The following is an 18,061-nucleotide window of genomic DNA, read 5'->3' on the forward strand; positions in this document are numbered from 1 at the left end:
CAACTCATTCTCTTTCTTGATGTTAAAAATACGGAGAGTAACCGAAGTTACTCTCCAATCGTAATCGTATTCTCATAAGTTGAAAGACCATTTTCTTTCGCAATTTCCATCGCACGTGAATAGGTCGATAATTCTGAAATTTTTGAATATAACTCTTCATTTACGACCACTTGTTGGTCAATTTCAAGTTTCTTTCTCTCTACCTGATAATGAAGCTCATTAATTTGAGCATCTAAATACAGTTGTCCAATTAAAAGAAGAAATACTCCTACGACTGTCATCCCTACTAATCCTTGTAGTGAGTATAATCCTTTTTTCTTCGCTTTTCGTTTTTGAGTTGGTTTAACCGTTCTTCTTTGAAGCGGCTGTTGCTGTTCAACCTGTCTTTTTAATGGACTCATCTATTTTCCCCCTTATCCTATTTTAACTTCATTGCTACCCTTAATTTAGCAGAATGCGAGCGATTATTCTCTGCTAATTCCCCTTCGTCAGCAACGATCGGCTTACGTGTAATGACCTTAAATTCTGGCTGGAATTCCTCAGGAATAATTGGTAATCCACGTGGAATATCTTTCGCTTCACTTCTCTTTTTGAACATATGTTTACAAATTCGATCTTCTAATGAATGGAAAGTGATAACCGCAACACGCCCATTAATCGCAAGCATATCCATGGCATCCTTTAGAGCATATTCGAATACTTTGAGTTCATCATTTACTGCAATACGTAATGCTTGGAAGGTACGTTTAGCAGGATGTCCACCTTTTCGACGCGCAGGTGCAGGAATCGCAGATTTAATGATTTCAACCAATTCAAATGTCGTTTCAATTGGCTGCTTTTCACGATAGCGCTCAATAGCACGTGCAATCTGTTTTGAAAACTTCTCATCACTATAAACACGGAAAATAAATTCTAAATCTTTATATTCCCACTCATTAACAATTTCATAAGCTGATAATTCGGCTTCTTGATCCATACGCATATCTAATTTTGCATCATGGTTATAACTAAATCCACGCTCTGGTGTATCAAATTGTGGAGATGAAACACCTAAATCAAAAATAATTCCATCAATTTTTTCAACTCCTCGTGCATTTAACTCGTCCTTCAAATGAACAAAATTACTTTTAATAATCGTGAAATTATTTCCAATCGCTTGTAGACGTTTCGTTGCATTTTCAATAGCAAATGTATCTTGATCAAATGAATACAAATGCCCAGTCGTTAGTCGTTTTAAAATCTCGCTACTGTGGCCTCCTCCACCTAATGTGCAATCAACGTAAATTCCATCTTCTTTGATGTCTAAATTTTCAATTGATTCATGAAGTAATACTGAGTAGTGATTAAACATGGTTGAAACCTCCTATAAATCAACTCTTATATCAGTGATATATCAAGTTCTGTTTCTTTAATTTATCGATTATAACTAAATGACCTATCTACGATGAATAGGTAACATTCTTTCGTATCATCAGCAAAAAGTGTGTTTATCATGCATCCTCAACAAATATCTATTAATCTAATAATAAAACTATAAATGATGGCTTATATATCCACTTTTCACCACTAATTATACATTATCTCCATTGCATTTGAAATAAATTTGAAATGATTTATACAAAAAAATTCTAATGTTCCATCTTCTTTCATATAATGATCATTTAACTTTAAAAAAAGCTCCCCAAAAATTGGGAAGCTTTTTTCTATTCCTCTTCAAGCGCCATTTCAGCTAGTACTTCATGATATTGTTTGATTAAATCTTCAAAAATCTCTAATACTTCTTCACGTCCTTCATGTGTTTCAGAAGAATAAGCAACAAACACATCATTTTCATCAAAATCAAGGGTTTCCTTAATTAATTTTTCTTGTTTTTTATGTTGGCTGCGATTAACTTTATCTTTTTTTGTTCCAATCACTAAAGTTGGAATCTCATAGTATTTATATAAACTATACATCGCAATATCTTCTTGAGTCGGTTTATGACGGTAATCTACTAGCAAAACACCTAAGATTAGCTCATCACGTTCGACTAGATACTCTTCAATCATACGTCCAAATGACTCTTTTAATGAACGATTAACTTTTGCATATCCATAACCAGGAACATCAACTAAATACATCATATCATTAATGTTATAGAAATTTAATGTCTGAGTTTTCCCTGGACGACTTGATACACGCGCTAATTGTTTGCGATTTGTTAATGAGTTAATGAAAGAGGACTTTCCTACATTCGAACGCCCTGCGAAAATCATCTCTGGTAATCCGTCCGTTGGATAGTGTTCCGCACGAACACAACTTTTTACATATTCTGCTTTATTAATTTGCATATAATCAACACCTTATCGTAATGCCTGCTGTAATACTTCATCAATTGTTGAAACTGGGATAAATGTGATATCTTCTTTCACACTTTGTGGGATATCATCTAGATCTTTTTCGTTATCTTTTGGCATAATAACAACTTTTAATCCCGCACGATGAGCCGAAATTGATTTTTCTTTTAATCCACCAATTGGTAACACGCGGCCACGTAATGTTACTTCACCTGTCATCCCAACTTCACGCTTAACAGATTTTTTCGCTAATGCTGAGACAAGAGCTGTTGTCATCGTTACCCCAGCAGATGGGCCATCTTTTGGAGTTGCTCCTTCTGGAACATGGATATGAATATCATGATCTTTAAACATTAATGGATCAATTCCGAAACGTTCTGCATTCGCACGAACATAACTAATCGCTGTTTGTGCAGATTCTTTCATCACATCTCCCAATTTACCTGTTAAAACCATTTTCCCAGTTCCTTTATAATACGTCACTTCGACTGGTAAAATATCACCACCAAATTGTGTATAAGCTAATCCAGTTACCACTCCAATTTGGTCTTCTTGTTCCACTAATCCATGAGTAAACTTATGTTTACCAAGTAATGAAACAAGCACTTCTGAGTTGACATGAACAGTTTCTAACTTTTCAGTCAATAATTTTCTAGCTACTTTACGACAAATTGATCCAACTAATCGTTCAAGCTGTCGAACTCCCGCTTCACGTGTGTAATATTGAATCATTTCCATAACAACACCATCAGCTACTGTTAATTGCTCAGTTGTTAATCCATGTGCCTCTAATTGACGTGGAATTAAATAACGCGTTGCAATTTCAGCTTTCTCTTGCTCTGTATAACTATCTACATGAATGATATCCATACGATCGCGAAGTGGTGCTGGAATATTTTCTAAATAGTTAGCTGTTGCAACAAATAAAACTTGTGATAAATCATACTCTTCTTCTAAGTAATGATCACTGAAATGACTGTTTTGTTCAGGGTCTAAAACTTCTAACATCGCAGAAGCTGGATCGCCTTTATGATCACTTGCCATTTTATCGATTTCATCTAATAAGAAAACCGGATTTGTTGTTCCAGCTTTTTTCATCGCTTGAATCATACGCCCTGGTAATGCGCCTAGATAAGTACGACGATGGCCTCGAATCTCAGATTCATCTTTGACACCACCTAGGGAAACTTTCACAAACTTACGTCCTAAAGCATCAGCAATTGAACGCGCTAATGATGTCTTTCCTACACCTGGAGGACCAACTAAACATAAAATTGTTGATGGATTTTTCCCTGTCATTGTTTTAACCGCTAAATACTCTAAAATACGTTCTTTTACTTTTTCTAAACCGAAATGTTGATCATTTAATGTTTGTTCAGCAAATAAAATATCTTTATTATCTTCTGTTTGTACGTTCCATGGTATTGCTACTAACCATTCTAAATAAGTACGTACAACCCCTGCCTCACTTGAATTAGCCGGTAACATCTCAAAACGCTTAATTTCTTCGAGTGCCTTCTGTTTCACTGCTTCCGGCATTTGTAACGACTGCACTTTCTCTCGGAACTCTTGGCTCACCGATTCTTTCGAATAGTCATCACCTAGTTCCTTTTGAATAGCTTTCATTTTTTCACGTAAATAAAACTCTTTTTGATGTTCATCAAGCGAACGCTTAACCTCTTGATTAATCTTCATTTCTAATTGTGCAATATGCTTTTCTTTTTCAATTTCTTTTAAAAGAGCCGTTAAACGTTCCTCAACTGAAGTCATTTGTAAATACTTCATTTTATCTTCTTCAGAAATTCTTAAATAAAAAGCGATAATATCTGAAATCTTTTCTGCTGTTTCTGCCCCATCAATTAACGCTGTGACATCAGCTGGATGTGCAAATAATAAACTTCCATGTTCAGATACTTCCTCCATTAATAAACGAAGCATCGCCTCTTCTTGATCAGAATCCATTAAAACGGATGGCATGGTTTTAACCACTGCTTCAAAGTACGGTTCAAGCTGCGTATACTCTTCAACTTCAATACGAGCAATCGAATTAAACTTAACTTTATAATGCCCATTTGGAAGTTTAATTTTCATTGTAATTTTAGCAATCGTCCCGTATTGGAATAAATCATCACTTTGAGGCGTTTCTACATTTGGATCCACTTGAGAAACTAATACCACATAATTTCCATTAGCTTCACATGCTTCTAATGCCTCAATCGATTGTGGACGACCGATTTCTAAGCGAACTTCTGTATTTGGTAATGAGATGACGCCGCGAACTGGTAAAACAGGCAACGTATGCATCTCGACACTGTTTACATCTATTCTCATTTCCACTCACCTCACTAGTACTTTTAACACCACATATTTTGGTCGATAACAGGAATTTCATGTTGACATTCACTGTTGTACGGTTAATTTTCGATCAACAACTTCAAGTTATATCATAAGCGGACACTTCAGATGATATAGAAAAGGAAGCTATTCGCTTCCTTACTCTATCTTCTATTATAGCACAAAAAACTTTAAAAATATTAGTAAATACTAATTATGCTACATCATTTTTAAAAACTAATGTTGGTTTTTCATTATGCACAATCACATCACGTGTGATAATACATTTTTCAATATTATCTGTTGATGGGATTTCAAACATAACATCTGTCATGATTGACTCAATGATAGAACGTAATCCACGAGCTCCGGTTTTACGTTCAACTGCTTTTTCAGCAATAGCTGAAATCGCTCCTTCATCAAACTCTAATACAACATTATCCATTTGGAAGATTTTTTTATATTGTTTCGTCAATGCATTTTTTGGTTCTGTTAAAATACGTACTAAATCCTCTACCTCTAATGGGTTTAATGCTCCAATAATCGGGAAACGTCCAATAAACTCTGGAATTAATCCAAACTTTAAAAGATCATCCGGTTGGATATGACTGTAGATTTCTTTTTTACTCATGTTATTAGCTTTTGAATCCGCTCCAAATCCAATGACTTTCTTACCGATACGACGTTTAACCACTTCTTCAATTCCAGCAAAAGCTCCACCAGCCATGAATAAGATGTTTGTTGTATCAATTTGAATGAATTCTTGATTTGGATGCTTACGTCCACCTTGTGGTGGGACATTGGCAACAACACCCTCTAAAATTTTTAATAAGGCTTGTTGAACCCCTTCACCCGAAACATCACGAGTAATTGACGGATTATCTGAGCGACGAGCAATCTTATCAATTTCATCAATGTAGATAATTCCACGTTGAGCTTTTTCAACATTAAAATCAGCAGCTTGTAACAAGCGAAGTAAAATGTTTTCAACATCTTCTCCAACATATCCCGCTTCTGTTAATGATGTTGCATCGGCAATCGCAAATGGGACATCTAACACTTTGGCTAAAGTTTGTGCTAATAACGTTTTTCCACTACCTGTTGATCCTAGTAATAAGATATTACTTTTTGAAATTTCAACATCGTCGTTAGCTTCACTATTTGAAGTTAGGCGCTTATAGTGATTATATACCGCTACAGCTAATACTTTTTTAACATCCTCTTGACCAATGACATACTCATTTAATAGTTCATAAATTTCTTTTGGTTTTGGTAAAGTTTTAAATTCTTCACTTAACTCATCAGACTGTTCATTTTCAATAATTTCCGAACACATTTGGATACATTCATCACAAATATACACCCCAGGTCCAGCAATTATTTTATTGACTTCATCATGACTTTTCCCACAAAATGAGCAGGTAATATCAATATTATTCATCCTTTACACCTCCATACAGTGACAAATCTCATTATTGAGTAACTACTATCAATATATTCAGCTACCCTCCAAATTATTAATGTCCATTTTAGACATTTTTTGCAACCTCTTATATTGCACAAAATGAGGCACGAATGCTACGCGCCTCATTAAAAATAATGATCAAATAAATCAATTAATTATTTACGAACTGCTTTTTCAACGATGAAGTCAACAGCTTTTTGAACTTTTAAGTCTTCTTTTAACATTGCTAAGCTTGGTAATTGAGCTTTTAACTCTTCTAATTCACGTCCGTATGCTTGAGCAATTTCAGATAATTTTGCGTTCACTTCTTCTTCAGTTACGTCGATGTTTTCAGCTTTAACGATTGCTTCTAATGTTAAGTTGTAGCTTAAACGTTTTTCTGCTTCAGGGCGTAATTGAGCTTTGAATTTATCCATATCCATTCCTGTGAATTGGAAGTATAAATCTAAGTTAAATCCTTGCATTTGGAAACGTTGGTCAGCTTCACGAACCATTTGAGCAACTTCTCCCTCGATCATTTCAGCTGGGATTTCGAATTTAGCATTTTCAGTTGCTTTTTCAACTACTGTATCGATGACATGGTTACGAGCAGCAGTTTCTTTTTGAGCTTTGATTGATTTTTCTAAATCTGCTTTTAAGTCAGCAACTGTTTCGATTCCTTCACGATCTAAATCTTTAACAAATTCATCGTCTAATTGTGGTAATTCGCGAGTTTTTACTTCGTGTAATGTTACTTTGAATACTGCTTCAGCTCCTGCTAAATCAGCTGAATGATATTGTTCTGGGAAAGTTACTGTGATTTCTTTAGTTTCTCCAGCATTCATTCCTACTAATTGCTCTTCGAATCCTGGAATGAATGAGTTAGATCCGATTACTAATGGATGGTTTTCACCTTTTCCACCTTCGAATGCTACACCATCTTTAAATCCTTCGTAATCGATAACTGCAGTATCACCATTTTCAACTGCACCTTCTTTTACTACGATTTCAGCATGGTTTTGTAATAATTTTTCTAATTCAGCTTCTACATCTGCTTCTGTTACTTCAGTTGATAATTCTTCAACTTCGATTCCAGTATATTGTCCTAATTCTACCTCTGGTTTAACAACAACTGTTGCTTCAGCAACTAATTCTTGTCCTTTTCCAATTTGTTTGATATCCCAAGATGGTGCTGCAACTGGAGCAATGTTTGTTTCAGCAACTGCATCCATGTATGCTTTTGGTAATAATGCATCTAATGCATCTTCGTATAATGCTTCAACACCAAATTTTTGTTCAAACATTGGACGAGGCATTTTTCCTTTACGGAATCCTGGTGCTTGTAAATTTTTTGATACTTTTTTAAATGCAGCATCTAATGCTTTATCGAATGATTCTGCTGAAAGAGTGATTGTTAATTTTACTTTATTAGTTTCTACTGTTTCAACTTTAACTGACATGTCTAATAACCTCCATCTATTAACGTTGCGTTTACATCTTTGTAACAACTTTTAAATTATAACATAGGCTTTTCCTAATTTCTACATTAATGATGATAAACTTAGGATATACTGACTCATTTTGTATGTGATGTCAGTCATTGTATTTAATTTATCATCAAGCCCCTTTTGCTGCCTAACTAACTCCAGTTCAATCCCTAAGAGCATACGAGCTAATTCTTGGACGACTTCCCCTGGATTAACTTCATCTACAAACGGAAAGAGACACTGGTAAAAGAAGATTAGATGTTGTTTGAGTAATTGCCTTGTGTCCTCATCCACCTCAATTTCAAAGAGAAGGTGAATGGCCTGATTGAGTTGCTCATAAAATTCATCTAAACTATCTGCAGTTGTTTTAAGTTGTCTACTCATCATTTCACTATCAAAATTCACTTCACATTCAATTCCCTTTTGTACTAATAATTCAAATAACATGGTTTTGATAATAGGCTGAGAACAATTATTTAAAATAGACTCAAATTCCTCTTGAAATAACGTTAATTGAATCGGGTCAATTGCCTGCAAATCAGATAACACCATCAATCGGGTCTCAAAGCTAGATTCATTTTTTAACACTTGAATTTTTTTATCAATCGTTTCATACCAATAACTTTCATAGTATGTTTTTAATTGATAAACCAATTCAATGAGGTTCTTATTCGTTAAAACGTTTAACCCTAACTCTCGACCATATTCTAACTGCTTGGTCTCTACTACATCACCTGGAAGTTGAAACATCGTGACTAATATATCATGGGCCGCTACAATTAAGTCTAAACAATTTGCCGCTTTTATTTCTAAAATAAGTGCCTCACACATTTCAAATTCGCCTTTTAACATATAGGCCGTAATCAACTGCTTTTTCACTTCGAACTCAATCTTTTGATCTTTAACAACTTCTAAAAAATCTTCTAATAAACAAATTGCTTGGTCAATATAACCCTTTTCCATTAATTTAGTTGCTTGATCGATCTTTTCTTCATAATTTGTCGGGAAGTCATAAATCATTGCCATCTTTTCACCTCATGCGTTTATCTTGTAAACAACCCTTGTTTAATATTCACTTGAGTTTAGTTTTTTTGGTTCTATAATATTTGGTGTGGGTGATTCCCACACTTCTTTTATTTGGAATAAAAAATAAGTATAAAAAAAGAGACATCACGTCCCAAATTCTATACCATGTAATTGACCAAAAAAAACACGAAAGGATTGGGTTTATGTCTCACAATAATTGTATCTTAACTTTACTCGATTTAAAAGATAAAAATATTACTTTTTCAGAAAATTGGATGGAAGATGTTCAGATTAACGGGATCCGCTCTAAGGTCATTTCTGGTATCCTCTCTTTTCAACCGACCCATTGTTACAACTGTGGTCATCTCTTTGACTCACAAATCATTAAACACGGCTTCAAAACCTCTCGTATTAAGATGATGAAACTCTCTGGCTTTGATACCTATCTCGATTTAAAAAAGCAACGCTATAAATGCCGTCATTGTGATCGTACCTTTACGCTTAAAACCTCTCTCGTAGAATCTAATTGTTACCTTTCTAATCCCCTTAAACAAGCCATTTTCCTAGAGGCTAGCCATAAAAAATCCGAGTCAGATATTGCCCGTGAACTCAACGTATCCCATTCAACGGTCAATCGGATCATTCATACATCGTACGAGGAACAACCCCTTCATTTTAACTCTCTTCCAAAGGTGCTTTGTTTTGATGAGTTTAAGTCGGTCAAATCAGCGGAAGGGGCTATGTCATTCATTTTTTGTGATGCTTCTAATGGGAAGTTAATTGATATCGTTGAAGACCGTCGTCTAAGCACTTTAAAACCTTATTTCATGCGATTTTCTAAGGAGGCCCGTGAAGGTGTAACTCACGTTGTTATTGATATGTATGCTCCGTATATGACACTCATTAAAGAGGTGTTTCCCAACGCTAAAATTGTTTTAGATAAGTTCCACGTCGTTCAACTTTTATCTCGTGCCCTCAATAAAACTCGTATTCGCTTCATGAACCAAAACAAAGAATTCTACAATAAATTCAAACATTATTGGCGCCTTTTATTAAAAGCCCAAGAGGATATCCATTCTACCCACTACTTCTATTCTAACTGTTTCAAAAAGCAGATTTCTCAACAAGAAATCATCGACTTTTTACTCGCTTTAGATCCGGAATTAAAAGCCACTTATGACTTCTATCAAACCATCAAACAGGCCATCAAACTTCGCAACTTTGATGCTTTTCATCATGCCATTCAAAACCCCTCTGACTTACTTTCACCTGAAATGAAAACAGCTTTAAAAACATTAACTAACTACCAAGATTATATCAAAAATACGATTGAAACATCTTATACCAATGGAGTGCTTGAAGGGATTAATAACAAGATTAAAGTGATTAAACGCATGGCCTTTGGATACCGTAGTTTCTATCATTTCAAAGCTAGAATTTTGATTATCCATAAGTACACCTTTGAACAAAAAAATAAAAGGAATCAAACTGCTCAATGAGCAGCTTAATCCCTCACGATTACAGGTATAAAATTTCTTCACCCACACCAGTTGACAAAGAGCCGTTTTTTTCCGTTTCATCTTCCTTTTTAAACAACAAAAAAAGAACTACAATTATGTAGTTCATTATCTTCTATCAAATGGCATCCCGGGAGGGATTCGAACCCCCGACCGACGGCTTAGAAGGCCGTTGCTCTATCCAGCTGAGCTACCGAGACATTTTTTATTCAAAAACATTAAACAAACGACCAACATCGGACGTTAATATACACCTAACGCTTAGACATTAAAAAAACTACACCGTTGTAGTCATTTAGTTCAATTAAGTGGCATCCCGGGAGGGATTCGAACCCCCGACCGACGGCTTAGAAGGCCGTTGCTCTATCCAGCTGAGCTACCGAGACATTTTTTGTTTTGTTTTCCACATTGATTATTTTAAACCATTTACTGACGTTTGTAAACAATTTTTTACTCATTTATTCATGAATTTTTTTCCAATTAAAAGAGTTAGATAAATGATCAAAAGGTTTATCTAACCCTATCCCTTATTAAATGAAAATATTCTTTTATTAGTCAACTCTGCCTCAATAGCTGTTTATCGATGAATTAAAATAAAGTCTAATTCTGATAATGACTTTAACTAGTTTGAAAAAGAGGGGAATTTTAGAAATCCCCCCCTCTTTTTATTTTAGATATATTAGAGAACTATATAATTATGAAAACAGAAGTGTATTTCATCCCTGGATATCAGTCTTAGTTGCTCAATTGTTTTAATACTAAAACTGACGATAGTCCAACTAAAAGTTTTCCAATATAAAAAACTTATCTGACTTATATTTATTTTCCTTTGATATTGACAAACTCATCTATACTAACTTAACCTAATGGGAATTCTTTATGATCTAGCACTTGGCTAGGAACATGAACACACTGAATATCATAAGGCCCATATTGTATCACTTCTAGTTTTTTAACCCATACCCAACGGTCATAAGGAAATAATTTAATAACTTCAGCATATTCATGATAAAAATCATCTAAATAAGCTTGACACTCTGCTTCTGTATGAAACGGCATTTCAATTTGAATAAACGAACGTTTATATTCCTCTACTTTTTGTTCAACAAATGAAGCTAATAAGAAACCACTTAATGCTAACTCACGTTGACCCCAAGCTGAAATCTTACATTCAACCTCTTGTAGTGATTGATTAAAAACATCTTCACTCATCATTTGATTCACTGTAGGTTTCCAATATACGTTCATAATTGATCCCTCCAAATGGTTTCATTAGACGCCTTTTCTTTTCTGCTAATCTCACTCATTCATCGGATCACCACACTGATTTTTTTATTATCTGTTGTTAATGAGATTACCCCCCAAAAAAGAAAGCGTTTTATATTTATAATATACGCATCTTTTTTAAAAAAATGAGTATTATTTGTTGATTTTTTTGTATTTTTCTATTTTTTTCTAATTAAAATTTACATTAGGAATTCATTCACAATGATATACTACCGTTCACAATTGGAATTTTTTTGAAAAAAACACTTGCAACTGCTATAAGATATGATATAATAAATTTGTAAATGCCAGTGTGGCGGAATTGGTAGACGCAGTGGACTCAAAATCCACCGAAGCTTACTTCATGCCGGTTCGAGTCCGGCCATTGGTACCAAACCGAACAATAAACACCGATTAAGGTGTTTTTTTTATTTTTGATGACATAAACACAGACAACTCTTCTTTATTTTCATATGGTATATTGAGGATACCAAATCACTCATACATCCTAAAAACATTCCTAATTCAGTCTAATATCCAACTTTCCTACAACACTTTAACAAAATCTATTTACTTAATCACTTCCGGTATCCTCAGTCGATTAAGGACAGTAGACACAATCAAACAATTGATTAAATTTTTCTAAACATAAACATTCATACATTACCTATCATTCTCCTATATCCTTACTAAATTTTTATTTAAACTTCTATCTTTTAAACACTTTTAATCCATTGTTATAGCCATTATACTTCATACATTATTTATTTCTTTACCTTTTACTAACAAATAATCCTTTTATCACTTTATAAAACTACCAACATCTCATACACCATCACACTATTTACTCCACCATACTGTCACTTAAGAAGAAGCTATCTCATCGATAGCTTCTTTTTTATGGAAATATTTCGCATAAATACATCTACATGCTACAATTAACACAGTATGGTGTAGGAGGGCTTTCTATGATGTATCTAAAAAATACAGGCTATTACTATTACTTAGCTTCATTTGTTGATTTCATCCAATACTTGAAACACAAGCACAAGCCAATGTAAAACTTAAGGCTCATTTACCTACTTTTAGCGAAGAAATATTTAGTGAGCGTCATATTCAAATTTAAACTTTTGCTCGAGAAGCATGCCCTTATGGTGAGTTATTTAACTATTGAAGCCCCTCAAGTAAGCCCATATCTCTTAGTAAGAAAACAATGTGATTACATGGGGCTGTTCCTGCAACCATTAGAAATGAAACTTATCTCACCTTAGGTTAGAATGACCAATCACCTGACTTTTAGTTAGACTTAATCCAACGAATTCAATGTAAAAAAGCCATCAACCCAAACTTAAATCATTACCTCTATGTCATTAATAAAATATCCTCCCCTGATGCTAATCTTCAATTTTTCCAATTGGCTAACTTATCAAATCTATTTCCATTATTCATTGGAATGCTAATTTTAGCTTTACTAACGTATTCCTTATCCTATCAACCTACTAATGATGAAAAAAACATCATTCTTAGTTAAGATGATGTTTTTTTCATGACTTAATGTTTCATATCTAAAAAAATAATTCACATAAAATTAAATAAGTAATACACATTTCAAAAATAGCTCCAAATACAAAGGCTTCAATTGTCATCTATATCACTCCCATATAAAATACAGTTTCTGACCTTTAGTATTTGATTTTTTTTAACTTTTAATCATGATTTTTAGTTAAATCGCCTATTATTGTGAAATTAGCGTACGATAGACATAATATTTTCCTTCATCAAACCCTATGTATGATTGAACATAACCTAACGTATCATTATGTGAACGGCCTAATATTCGTTGGGTTAAAATCAGATCATGACCTTGAGAGTAATGTTTACTATTGATTGGATTTGAATCACTGACAGGAGCGACAACCCCTAATAATGGATTTTTTAAATTCCCTTGCGTATCGTAAATCGCCTCTAAATAATCTGAACTCCGTCTTGATAAATCTAAAATAGTTGTCTCATTTGTATTCAAATTTTTAATTTCGACTTGATACTTAGGTAAGTAGGTGACTTGAAATTTAAGTTTTTCTTCTAATAATTTATTACTAAATCCAAGTTGTACTGCCTTACCTTGATTAAAGAAAATATAATAATCGACTTGACTTCCGGTTCCACCACTAAAAATATAGACCCCCACGTCTAACAAACCATCATGCGTAAAATCTACAAGATCTATCCCGCCCCCCATTCCTTTTGAAGTTGGAATTGTGTAAAACTTTTTTTCTCCAGTTGCTCCATTTTCAACAACCAATGCAATATCGCTATAAATTAAATTATCATCCTCTTTAGTTCCTAATAAATAAATTTGATCGACTTGTTCAGTTCCCGTTAACGGAACCGTTTCATGAGCAAGTTGAATCACCTCTTTTTTCATAAATCGGTAATCAGTTTGATAACCACTAATACCATATTCCATTGTATCGCCTCACTTTAACTGTCTACTTTACTATATGCGTTTAAATGTTAGGCGAAACTCAAAGATAGATTAAATTACAAAATTATCATCTACCCAATGATCTGACTTCGACGCTCAAAAAAGATAACATCTCGAAAAGTACCATCCTCGCTTTCTCCCATTTTCTCACGATAACCAATTTCTCGAAAACCACATCGTTGATGAAGTGCAATACTTGCTTTATTTTCTGGAAAAATTCCAGAAAATAAACTCCAAATCCCCGCTTCTTCTGATTGAGTAATCATTTCATTCATTAAGGTTCTTCCAATCCCTTGTCCTGTATAAGCTCGATCTAAATAAATACTAATCTCGGCAACTCCTCGAAAGCATCGTCTTGAACTCATTAAACTCAAGACGATAAATCCACAGACCTGTCCTTGTTCATCAACTGCTACTAATCGCGGATACTGAAGATGTCCTTGATCAAAACTCTCCCAGGTTGGTACTTCTGTCTCAAATGTACATTGTTTAGAATCAATTCCCTGTTGATAGATGTTAGCAACCTTCTCATAATCAATTGCATCCATTGGGCGGATACTTATCATATTTACCTCTCCCTCATTTAATTAATATGGATAATTAAACCATAATTTCTTAAAGCTTACAATGGCGAAGAGTTATGAGTCATGTAAAATGACAAAGGGTTCTTTGCGGTCTAAGTGCGAGAATTGAAATCCTTCAGAAAAAGTTAGCACTTCCTCATTGAAGCTCATAAATTCAAGATCAGGATGGGCTAGCGCCCACCTTTCTAATTCATGAAATAATTTTGTTTGCAGTTGATGTATTCGTTGAGCTGGAACTTCTAAATATCTGTGTTTAAACTGCTGTATCTTTTGAATTGTCAAAGAATTAGGACTGACAAAAAATGCAAGTAACTCCTTTGAACATCGGCTTAAGGTAGACGATAAGTGCACCTTATCAACTAAACTCAGCTCATTGTAAAACCCTCTTAAATATTCAACATAACGCATTGAAATCACAAAAGAAAAAATACGTTGAAGCTGATCATCATTCAAAGTTGTTTTTGAAGTTGCTTTTGTTGAGAGTTGTTTAAAAAAACATTGAAGCTCTTGTTCTTTGATAAAATTTAACTTTTGCGATACCGGGCTTAATTGTAAACAAAGCTGTTGTTCATCATAAACATAATACCCTTCAACCATTAAATTTATCTCATAAAGCTTCAGTAATTCTTTTAAAAGTGAAATCTTTGACTCTAAAACAGGAATTGGATTTTTGATTGTTTTCTCGATAGATGAGGTTGGAGATAGGAACTTTAAACACCAATCCTCTACCTTTCCACTCAATATTCCCTGACCTTTCAATTAAGGATGGAGGAAGCAAAAGATAACGTTCTAAGGTTCATTCAAGTCATTTAGGAATAAGGAATTATTCTTAAATGACTTTTTTTAATTGCATTAAACAATCATATTGATAATAAACAACCTCATATCAAAAGTTATTTCTAACCGAATTAGATTATAAAGGCTAAAAACAACATTTTTATCTAACAGTACTTGTCTATTTAATAAAAAAGAGTTAGTAGAACCACTTTTCTACTAACTCTTTCACGTTATTGACCTTTGACCATTCGTTCAAATGTTGTTTGATCACTATAGTCAATGTCATCAATTTCCCACTCATATAAAAAGGCCAACAGCGAATAATCTGTTTCTTTAATCATATTAAAACGAATATATTGTTGATCCATCGTTTTAATAATAATGGATGCTTTATTAAAGGTTTGTTCACCAATAGCTAATTTAATTTTCATACGATGATATTGATTCGTTTTAGCACAACAGTCTTCATAATAGAAAAATTTATAATTAGAGCTTTCTATAAAACGTTCAGATAAATATAACTTATTACGCGCATCATACTCCTCATCTTCACCTTGATCAATAGGATGACGCATAATAAGATTGACATGATAAGCGACAATCTCAAGTGGTGTCGGATGACAAAACGTCACATAATTTAACAATGATAATACTAACACCATCGCAACTAGAACCATCCAATAACACCAAACTTGATTAAATAGGATAGGCCCAACCATCACATAACGCAATAAGAACGCTAAAGCAACTAATAAATTATAAACAAATAAAAAGGTTCGATTGACTCTAAGCATCGGATTCCCCCCTCTATCTTGTACAGCCTTCATTCGTTTCTTTACTGCATTATATGAAAACGGGTGAAATATGTAACTGATTGTCCTTAATTACTAAGCATTTCACGGTGTACTAAAATAAGAGATACGGTAGGATAATTGATAATAGCATTCCAATAAGTACAGGTACAATAGTACGTTTAATTAATCCAACAGGCGAGACATTCATCATGGATGAAATAATAATAACAGTTGGCGATACAGGTGAAATACTTTTTACTAAATGAGAGACAAACTGCATCGGAATAGCAAGTAACATCGCATTCATCCCAGCAGACGCTGCAAAGCTCGGCATTAATTCTACGCATGCATAAAAGAGAGCCAATCCACTTCCGCTTAATAATCCGACACAAAGAGCCAATCCACAGAAGAATAACGTTAAAATTAATCCTGCTCCACTAAGTTGATTAATACTATTAGTTAACAAATCAATAACACCAATAATTTTTAATCCTTCCACAAACGTTAATGCTGCTACGACTTGAATCACAACTGTCGTTAACCCTACTCCCATTCCATCAAAGAAAACTTGAATCGATTGAACTCCTTTTTGCACTGATTTCAATCGAAGCATCTCAAAGAAGATACTAATGAGGAAAGAACAGAGCGTAACTTCAACCATCCCGACATTATCTTTCTTTAAAAAGACATTAAAAATAACCATTAATAATAGAGGTAACATGGGTAAGATTGAATATAGACGTGGAGTATTTAACGTGATTCTTTCCTCTTCATTCAATAACATCTCCTGATTAATTTCTAACGCTACCTCTTTTTTATCCATATAACGTTGCCAGACATAATGAACAATCGCTAAAACTAAAATGATTGGAATAGAAGCTTTGGCATGATAATTAAAAACATAATCTGTCACTGTCATGTCTAAAGCCTGAGAGGCTAATAAATTATCGGCTCCTAATGGGGTGGGAGCAATCGTTGCTGACATCGCAATAACAGCTGCTACCCCAAGCGGCGAAATCCCAGCTGAGACTAAAATTGGATAAGCCGTGGCCATTAATAAAACAGATAAACTTGAGGCACTTGGAATAATTAATCCGAGTACATTTCCGATCAGATAAAATAACGGTAATAATAACGCCTTATATTTTAAATGTAATAAGGGGCGACTCAACATCTGAACCGTCATTTGATTCGCTCCAATTTGTTTCATAAACGCTGTATATCCAAACAGAAGCATCAAAATAAAACTGGCTCCTGTTAACTGTTTCGTAAATAATGTCCCAATGACTTTAAAGATATCAAAAAAAGCAATGCCACTACTACTTTCCTCAGGTAAAAGAGGTACTTTAAGTAAAATAGCACTTCCCATCAAGGCAATCCCGCTTCCAAACATCACCCATTTAATATCGAAATTCTTTTTAATGAAGTACCCTGCGACGATCAATATAATCAACGTGATACTAATAATCACCATCTAATCTCCTCCTCTGACTATTTTTTCTCCATAAGCAACCCTCATTATACTTGATTTCGACAAATCGTTCCACCTCTATCGATCTAAAAAACCCTTCTTAAGATTTATTTCTCTTTAGAAGGGCTTTTATTTATAAATGCCAATCAATTTGATCTGATTGAGGCGCACGACATTGAGGGCAATATTTTGCATTTTCATCCAATTCCGCCCCACAATTTTCACACGCTCGAATTTGTTTGACTTGATTGATTTGCATTTGTATTTTTCTAATTTTTGACTTTTGAAGAGAGACTTGATGAAAGAGTTCTTGAACAGTATCTGAATGTGTGATATCACTCACCTTATTTACATATATATACTCTCCAAGTTGCTCAAACAACTCATTTAACTCTAACTTTGCCGCATTCAACGACATCGTTAGCTTCCCAATTTCCAACCACTTATTTGTATGCTTAATTCCTGTTTCTGCTGTTTTACTAACTGTTTTCTGAAAATCATTCCAAAAAGCCATATCCTCACCTTCTTTCCTACTTTATC

Annotated in this window: 15 protein-coding genes and 3 tRNA genes; 2 read left to right on the plus strand and 16 right to left on the minus strand. The window is 34.1% G+C overall.

What is annotated here, in order from left to right:
• Nucleotides 1–47: 47 nt before the first annotated feature.
• The 7 genes from J0J69_RS03195 to J0J69_RS03225 all read right to left on the minus strand — a co-directional run bounded on the left by J0J69_RS03195 (nt 48) and on the right by J0J69_RS03225 (nt 8,627).
• Entirely contained in the window at nt 48–401 is a 354-nt protein-coding gene (locus J0J69_RS03195; RefSeq protein WP_055243195.1) for a hypothetical protein, read from the minus strand.
• A 17-nt stretch (nt 402–418) separates the two neighbouring features.
• A complete protein-coding gene (gene rsmH / locus J0J69_RS03200; RefSeq protein WP_055243196.1) occupies nt 419–1,351 on the minus strand; it encodes a 16S rRNA (cytosine(1402)-N(4))-methyltransferase RsmH in 933 nt (310 codons plus the stop codon).
• Nucleotides 1,352–1,703: 352 nt separating this feature from the next.
• Nucleotides 1,704–2,330 (minus strand): ribosome biogenesis GTP-binding protein YihA/YsxC, encoded by a 627-nt coding sequence (yihA, locus tag J0J69_RS03205; protein ID WP_055274997.1) that lies wholly within the window; start codon nt 2,328–2,330, stop codon nt 1,704–1,706.
• Nucleotides 2,331–2,342: 12 nt separating this feature from the next.
• A complete protein-coding gene (gene lon, locus J0J69_RS03210; RefSeq protein ID WP_055304641.1) occupies nt 2,343–4,667 on the minus strand; it encodes an endopeptidase La in 2,325 nt (774 codons plus the stop codon).
• 217 nt (nt 4,668–4,884) lie between these two features.
• Nucleotides 4,885–6,111 (minus strand): ATP-dependent Clp protease ATP-binding subunit ClpX, encoded by a 1,227-nt coding sequence (gene clpX, locus J0J69_RS03215; protein WP_055243199.1) that lies wholly within the window; start codon nt 6,109–6,111, stop codon nt 4,885–4,887.
• Nucleotides 6,112–6,290: 179 nt separating this feature from the next.
• Nucleotides 6,291–7,574: a trigger factor gene (gene tig / locus J0J69_RS03220; RefSeq protein ID WP_055243200.1), complete on the minus strand. Its 1,284-nt coding sequence runs from the start codon at nt 7,572–7,574 to the stop codon at nt 6,291–6,293.
• Nucleotides 7,575–7,655: 81 nt separating this feature from the next.
• Nucleotides 7,656–8,627, minus strand: a complete 972-nt coding sequence (locus tag J0J69_RS03225; protein ID WP_068758808.1) for a hypothetical protein — start codon at nt 8,625–8,627, stop codon at nt 7,656–7,658.
• 203 nt (nt 8,628–8,830) lie between these two features.
• Between J0J69_RS03225 and J0J69_RS03230 the strand changes: the two genes are divergently transcribed.
• The gene (locus J0J69_RS03230) at nt 8,831–10,126 is read left to right on the plus strand and encodes an ISL3 family transposase (RefSeq protein WP_128446202.1); all 1,296 of its coding nucleotides are present in this window, start codon (nt 8,831–8,833) and stop codon (nt 10,124–10,126) included.
• A 141-nt stretch (nt 10,127–10,267) separates the two neighbouring features.
• On the opposite strand, the gene J0J69_RS03235 is transcribed toward J0J69_RS03230, so the two are convergent.
• The 3 genes from J0J69_RS03235 to J0J69_RS03245 form a co-directional block, all read right to left on the minus strand.
• Nucleotides 10,268–10,344: transfer RNA gene (locus tag J0J69_RS03235), tRNA-Arg, on the minus strand.
• A 109-nt stretch (nt 10,345–10,453) separates the two neighbouring features.
• A tRNA-Arg gene (locus J0J69_RS03240) sits at nt 10,454–10,530 on the minus strand.
• Nucleotides 10,531–11,002: 472 nt separating this feature from the next.
• On the minus strand, nt 11,003–11,392 hold the full coding sequence (locus J0J69_RS03245; protein ID WP_055243202.1) for a hypothetical protein: 390 nt from the start codon (nt 11,390–11,392) through the stop codon (nt 11,003–11,005).
• Nucleotides 11,393–11,717: 325 nt separating this feature from the next.
• On the opposite strand from J0J69_RS03245, the gene J0J69_RS03250 reads away from it, so the two are divergent.
• Nucleotides 11,718–11,804, plus strand: a tRNA-Leu gene (locus J0J69_RS03250).
• Between the two features lie 1,341 nt (nt 11,805–13,145).
• Here J0J69_RS03250 and J0J69_RS03255 read toward each other — a convergent pair.
• The 6 genes from J0J69_RS03255 to J0J69_RS03280 all read right to left on the minus strand — a co-directional run bounded on the left by J0J69_RS03255 (nt 13,146) and on the right by J0J69_RS03280 (nt 18,035).
• Complete coding sequence (locus tag J0J69_RS03255; RefSeq protein ID WP_068758809.1) at nt 13,146–13,877, minus strand: YybI family spore inner coat protein; 732 nt, start codon at nt 13,875–13,877, stop codon at nt 13,146–13,148.
• Between the two features lie 89 nt (nt 13,878–13,966).
• Nucleotides 13,967–14,461, minus strand: coding sequence for a GNAT family N-acetyltransferase (locus J0J69_RS03260; protein ID WP_055241378.1), 495 nt, complete (start codon nt 14,459–14,461; stop codon nt 13,967–13,969).
• A 72-nt stretch (nt 14,462–14,533) separates the two neighbouring features.
• Entirely contained in the window at nt 14,534–15,220 is a 687-nt protein-coding gene (locus tag J0J69_RS03265) for a hypothetical protein (RefSeq protein ID WP_212726227.1), read from the minus strand.
• Nucleotides 15,221–15,486: 266 nt separating this feature from the next.
• On the minus strand, nt 15,487–16,050 hold the full coding sequence (locus J0J69_RS03270) for a hypothetical protein (RefSeq protein WP_212726226.1): 564 nt from the start codon (nt 16,048–16,050) through the stop codon (nt 15,487–15,489).
• Nucleotides 16,051–16,162: 112 nt separating this feature from the next.
• Nucleotides 16,163–17,524, minus strand: coding sequence for a C4-dicarboxylate transporter DcuC (gene dcuC, locus J0J69_RS03275; RefSeq protein WP_237252822.1), 1,362 nt, complete (start codon nt 17,522–17,524; stop codon nt 16,163–16,165).
• A 130-nt stretch (nt 17,525–17,654) separates the two neighbouring features.
• Nucleotides 17,655–18,035, minus strand: coding sequence for a zinc ribbon domain-containing protein (locus J0J69_RS03280; RefSeq protein ID WP_055241386.1), 381 nt, complete (start codon nt 18,033–18,035; stop codon nt 17,655–17,657).
• Nucleotides 18,036–18,061 lie beyond the last annotated feature (26 nt).

Origin of the sequence: Turicibacter bilis (assembly GCF_024499055.1) — a bacterium.
GTDB classification, from domain to species: Bacteria; Bacillota_I; Bacilli_A; order MOL361; family Turicibacteraceae; genus Turicibacter; species Turicibacter bilis.

Excerpts from the sequence above, each read along its gene's own strand:
- J0J69_RS03195 (WP_055243195.1), bottom strand. The coding sequence starts at position 401 with ATGAGTCCATTAAAAAGACAGGTTGAACAGCAACAGCCGCTTCAAAGA.
- rsmH (WP_055243196.1), bottom strand. The coding sequence starts at position 1,351 with ATGTTTAATCACTACTCAGTATTACTTCATGAATCAATTGAAAATTTA.
- yihA (WP_055274997.1), bottom strand. The coding sequence starts at position 2,330 with ATGCAAATTAATAAAGCAGAATATGTAAAAAGTTGTGTTCGTGCGGAA.
- lon (WP_055304641.1), bottom strand. The coding sequence starts at position 4,667 with ATGAGAATAGATGTAAACAGTGTCGAGATGCATACGTTGCCTGTTTTA.
- clpX (WP_055243199.1), bottom strand. The coding sequence starts at position 6,111 with ATGAATAATATTGATATTACCTGCTCATTTTGTGGGAAAAGTCATGAT.
- tig (WP_055243200.1), bottom strand. The coding sequence starts at position 7,574 with ATGTCAGTTAAAGTTGAAACAGTAGAAACTAATAAAGTAAAATTAACA.
- J0J69_RS03225 (WP_068758808.1), bottom strand. The coding sequence starts at position 8,627 with ATGGCAATGATTTATGACTTCCCGACAAATTATGAAGAAAAGATCGAT.
- J0J69_RS03230 (WP_128446202.1), top strand. The coding sequence starts at position 8,831 with ATGTCTCACAATAATTGTATCTTAACTTTACTCGATTTAAAAGATAAA.
- J0J69_RS03245 (WP_055243202.1), bottom strand. The coding sequence starts at position 11,392 with ATGAACGTATATTGGAAACCTACAGTGAATCAAATGATGAGTGAAGAT.
- J0J69_RS03255 (WP_068758809.1), bottom strand. The coding sequence starts at position 13,877 with ATGGAATATGGTATTAGTGGTTATCAAACTGATTACCGATTTATGAAA.
- J0J69_RS03260 (WP_055241378.1), bottom strand. The coding sequence starts at position 14,461 with ATGATAAGTATCCGCCCAATGGATGCAATTGATTATGAGAAGGTTGCT.
- J0J69_RS03270 (WP_212726226.1), bottom strand. The coding sequence starts at position 16,050 with ATGCTTAGAGTCAATCGAACCTTTTTATTTGTTTATAATTTATTAGTT.
- dcuC (WP_237252822.1), bottom strand. The coding sequence starts at position 17,524 with ATGGTGATTATTAGTATCACGTTGATTATATTGATCGTCGCAGGGTAC.
- J0J69_RS03280 (WP_055241386.1), bottom strand. The coding sequence starts at position 18,035 with ATGGCTTTTTGGAATGATTTTCAGAAAACAGTTAGTAAAACAGCAGAA.